This is a genomic window from Variovorax sp. 01T439_2 (assembly GCF_056398445.1).
Genome location: NZ_JBFTPJ010000483.1, coordinates 1 through 4,455 on the forward strand (window position 1 = coordinate 1; position 4,455 = coordinate 4,455).

Below are 4,455 nucleotides of genomic sequence, written 5' to 3' on the forward strand. Positions count from 1 at the left end.
CCGCCGTCACGGCCCTGCGCGAAATCGCCGAAGGCAAGATCGGCCTGGAAATGCTCAAGAAGGTGCCGGGCTGATCGTTGTTTCTGACGCAGCCCTGCAACGAAAAGGCACCGCAAAGCGGTGCTTTTTTTACGTCTGGACGCGTCCATAGAGCGGTCACGCTAAAGTGGTAGCCATGAGCGCGGTTGCCAAACATCAGTCCCATGCCCCCACGGGGGGCACGCCCAAGCCGAGTCCGGCGGCGCTGAATGCGGCTGCCGCGAGCTTTGCCGCGCTGACCGCCAGGCTCGACTACCTGAGCCCCGAAGACACCGAGCTGGTGCGCCGCGCCTACCGCTTTGCCGACGAAGCCCACCTGGGCCAGCTGCGCAACAGCGGCGAGCCCTACATCACCCACCCCATTGCCGTAGCGGCGCAATGCGCCGAATGGAAGCTCGACGCACAGGCGCTGATGGCCGCCCTGCTGCACGATGCCATCGAAGACTGCGGGGTCACCAAGCCCGAACTGATCGAGCGCTTCGGCGCGCCGGTGGCCGAGCTGGTCGACGGGCTCACCAAGCTGGACAAGCTGCAGTTCAATACCCGCGAGGAAAACCAGGCCGAATCGTTCCGCAAGATGCTGCTGGCCATGGCGCGCGATGTGCGCGTGATCCTGGTCAAGCTGGCCGACCGCACGCACAACATGCGCACGCTCGACGATGCGCCGCGCGAGAAATGGGCCCGGATCTCGCGCGAAACGCTTGAGATCTACGCGCCCATCGCGCACCGGCTGGGCCTGAACCAGACCTACCGCGAACTGCAGGAACTGTCGTTCCGCCATCTGAAACCGTGGCGCTACGCCACCCTGTCCAAGGCGGTGGCCAAGGCGCGCGGGCGCCGCCGCGACCTGATCCAGAAGGTGCAGCGCGAGGTCGAGACCGCCTTTGCCAACGCCAACATGACGCTGCGCATCGCGGGACGCGAGAAAACGCTCTATTCGATCTACCGCAAGATGGAAGAAAAGCACCTGAGCTTCGCCCAGGTGACCGACATCTACGGCTTTCGCCTGATCGTGCCGAACGTGATCGCCTGCTACACGGGCCTGGGCATCCTGCACCAAATGTACAAGCCGCTGCCGGGCAAGTTCAAGGACCACATCGCGATCGCCAAGCTCAACGGCTACCAGTCGCTGCACACCACGCTGGTGGGCCCGGCCGGCGTGAACGTGGAGTTCCAGCTGCGCACCGAGGCCATGCACGTGGTGGCCGAATCGGGCGTGGCGGCGCACTGGCTCTACAAGGCGGCCGAGCCGAACGCGGCCAGCAACGACCGGCTCGGCACCAAGTGGCTGCAGTCGCTGCTCGACATCCAGGACGAAACCCGCGACGCCGCCGAGTTCTGGGACCACGTCAAGGTCGACCTGTTCCCGGATGCGGTCTACGTCTTCACGCCGAAGAGCCAGATCCTCGCGCTGCCGCGCGGCGCCACGGTGGTCGACTTTGCCTACGCCATCCACAGCAACATCGGCGACCACACCTCCGCGGCACGCATCAACGGCGACCAGGTGCCGCTGCGCACGGAGCTCAAGAACGGGGACGTGGTCGAGGTCATCACCGCGCCCGTGTCCACACCCAATCCCGCGTGGCTCGGCTTCGTGCGAACCGGCCGGGCGCGCTCCAAGATCCGCCACTACCTGAAGACCCTGGCCCATGCCGAGTCCGAAGGCCTGGGCGAGAAGCTGCTGGCCCAGGCACTGCGCGCCGAAGGCCTCAGCAAGCTGCCGGCCGAGGACGCCGAGCACCAGGCGCTGTGGGAAAAGCTGCTGCGCTTCACCGGCAACCGAACCCGCGCCGAGCTGCTGACCGACATTGGCCTGGGCAAGCGGATTGCCAGCATCGTGGCCAAGCGGCTGGTGGCCATGCTGTCCGAACTCGGCGAGCGGCCCGATGCGCTGCTGCTGAGCCGCGAGCGCTTCATCTCGCACGAGACCATTTCCCAGGGCGCCGTCACGCTGGATGGCAGCGAGAACTCGTCGGTCCGCTTTGCACTGTGCTGCCGGCCGATTCCGGGCGACGAGATCGTCGGCTACCTCGGCCATGGCGAAGGCCTGGTCGTGCACACCGAGTCCTGCGGCGTGGGCCAGCGCCTGCGCCACAAGGACAGCGAGCGCTTCTTCGCGGTCGAATGGGCGGACGAGCCGACCCGCACCTTCGAAACCGGCGTGGTCATCACGGTGCGCAACGACAAGGGCGTGCTGGCGCGCGTGGCCGCGACCCTGGCGGACGCCGAAGCCGACATCACGCACGTCGAAATGGCCGACGAGACGCCGCAGGATTCGACCGACCTGCGCTTCGTGATTGCGGTGCGCGACCGCACCCACCTGGACAGCGTGCTGCGTGCCGCGCGGCGCACGGCCTCTGTGCTGACCGCCGCAAGGACGGTTCCCGCGCCCTGACCGGCGGGCAGGAAAGCTAGCGCGCCGTGCCCGGTGCCGGATAGCTGACCGACAGCAGCTCGACCTCATGGGCGCCGCCCGGCGTCACGAGCTTCACCACGTCGCCTTCGCGCGACTTGAGCAGCGCGCGGGCGATCGGGGAAATCCAGCTGACCTGCGACTGGGCGCTGTCCGCCTCGTCGATGCCCAGGATCGTCACGCTGCGCTCGTCGCCCGTTTCGTCCACATAGCGCACTGTTGCGCCGAAGAACACCTGGTCGCTGCCGTGATGGACCGACGGATCGGTCACTTCGGCGATTTCGAGCCGCTTGGTGAGAAAGCGGATGCGCCGGTCGATTTCCCGCAGCCGCTTCTTGCCGTAGAGATAGTCGCCATTTTCGGAGCGGTCGCCGTTCTTGGCGGCCCAGTGCACCGCCTCGACAACCTTCGGGCGCTCTTCGTCCATCAGCTGAAGCAGTTCGTCGCGCAGGCGGGCATAGCCGGCCGGCGTCATGTAGTTCTTGCTGCCGCTCGGGAGCGCGGGGGCGGCGCTTTCGCCGCCGTCGTCGTCACCGTCGCTCTCGATTTCCTTGGTGAATGCTTTGCTCAACTTGGTAGAACCTCTGGTCTCAAGGAAGGGAATGGGCTTTTCACCGTATTTTCAACATTCGCGACAGGGTGCGCAGCGGCGCCGTCACGCGCCACGAATTTGAGGCCCGAAGTGCCGTGCATTGCGCTTCCAGGTGCGAGGTGCGCGATCTCGCGCGCTCCAGGTCCTGCGCGAGAACGGCCTGGCTGCGCTGGCATTCGGCGAGTTCATGTTGGCGCGCATCGCGTTCGGCGATTGCCTCGCTCAAATGCTGCTGGCAGGCCGTGCGGCCGGCAATGGCCTCATCCAGTTCGCGCTGCTGCTCAGCGCGGCAAGCCATTGCCTCGTCGAGTTTCCGCTGGAGCACCGCGCGCTCGGACACGGCCTTGTCCAGCTCACGCTTGATCGCCACGCGGTCCAGCGTGGCCTGGGAAGGAAATTCGATGCTGGCCGGCGCCTGCGCGGTGTGGGCAGCAAGCTCCCTGCCCACGCGGACCTTCGACGGCACCGCCGTCTCCCGATGGGCCGACAGCGCCCGCTCCCTGTCGAGCTTCGCACCCAGGACCGGATGCAGCTTGTCGTAGAGATACGCCGGGTCCTCCACGAGACGCGGAAAGTCGAGCATCACCAGCGGCACGTCGTGCTTGACCAGCGTGTGCATCAATTCATGAAAGCCCAGCGCAAGAAGGCGTGCTTCGTCGATCGGGTTGAGCGAATAGACGATGCCGCCCGGCGTGGTCCCCCACGACTCCCAGAGCCGGCAATCGTCCGGCAGGCCCTCCATGGCATACCGTGCGCGCAGCTCGTTGACCACGCGGCTGGTGGAGGCTTCCACGATGCTGCGCATCGGAAAGATCACCGCATCGAGCGCGATGGACGGGTCCGCGAGCAGGCGCGTGGCATAGGCATGCAGCCAGGGCGACTTGATGACGTAGGGCAGATCGGGGTTGTCGAAGGGCAGGTCCTCGAGGCCCGCGTTGGCGTCCTCGTTGTAGGTGCTCGCGTCCGGATGCCTTGCAAGATGCGTGTCCAGCCCGCAAGCCGCCAGGTACTGGACGAGGAAGGTCGTGCCGGCGCGCCCCGTGCCGGCAATCATCAGGTGGTTTTTTCTTGCGGGCGTCATTGATGCAGCGTCCGGGTTGGCGCCGTTCCCTCCAGCGAAGCCATGATCTGCTGCACCGCAGCCGAGACATCGCAGCTGGAAGTGTCGACTGTGAGCGCGGGGTTTGCCGGGGCTTCGAAGATGTCGGACACGCCGGTGAAGCGCGCGATCGCGCCCTGCCGCGCTCGCGCATACATCCCCTTGGGATCGCGCCGCTCGCAGACTTCCAGGGGCGCGTGCACGAAGACCTCGTGGTACGAAGGGCCGACGATCGAGCGCGCGAGATCCCGGAGCGCCTGCAGCGGTGAAACGACGGCAACGATTGCCACCATGCCCTGCTCGTTCAACAGC

General features: G+C 66.4%; 4 protein-coding genes and 1 pseudogene. 2 read left to right on the forward strand and 3 right to left on the reverse strand.

Going from position 1 to position 4,455, the window contains the following annotated elements:
- Positions 1 to 74: pseudogene (locus tag AC1DOC_RS21010) on the forward strand (DNA-directed RNA polymerase subunit omega); the annotation flags it as partial.
- Positions 75 to 175: 101 nt separating this feature from the next.
- Positions 176 to 2,434, forward strand: coding sequence for a RelA/SpoT family protein (locus tag AC1DOC_RS21015; RefSeq protein ID WP_018907216.1), 2,259 nt, complete (start codon positions 176 to 178; stop codon positions 2,432 to 2,434).
- Between the two features lie 16 nt (positions 2,435 to 2,450).
- On the opposite strand, the gene greB is transcribed toward AC1DOC_RS21015, so the two are convergent.
- The 3 genes from greB to AC1DOC_RS21030 all read right to left on the reverse strand — a co-directional run.
- Entirely contained in the window at positions 2,451 to 3,023 is a 573-nt protein-coding gene (gene greB, locus AC1DOC_RS21020) for a transcription elongation factor GreB (RefSeq protein WP_478079444.1), read from the reverse strand.
- Between the two features lie 40 nt (positions 3,024 to 3,063).
- Positions 3,064 to 4,125: a hypothetical protein gene (locus AC1DOC_RS21025; protein WP_478084382.1), complete on the reverse strand. Its 1,062-nt coding sequence runs from the start codon at positions 4,123 to 4,125 to the stop codon at positions 3,064 to 3,066.
- Positions 4,122 to 4,455 (reverse strand): adenylyl-sulfate kinase (locus tag AC1DOC_RS21030; protein WP_478130417.1); only part of this gene is annotated, 334 nt, incomplete at its 5' end. The genes AC1DOC_RS21030 and AC1DOC_RS21025, both read right to left, overlap by 4 nt.

Excerpts from the sequence above, each read along its gene's own strand:
- AC1DOC_RS21015 (WP_018907216.1), top strand. The coding sequence starts at position 176 with ATGAGCGCGGTTGCCAAACATCAGTCCCATGCCCCCACGGGGGGCACG.
- AC1DOC_RS21025 (WP_478084382.1), bottom strand. The coding sequence starts at position 4,125 with ATGACGCCCGCAAGAAAAAACCACCTGATGATTGCCGGCACGGGGCGC.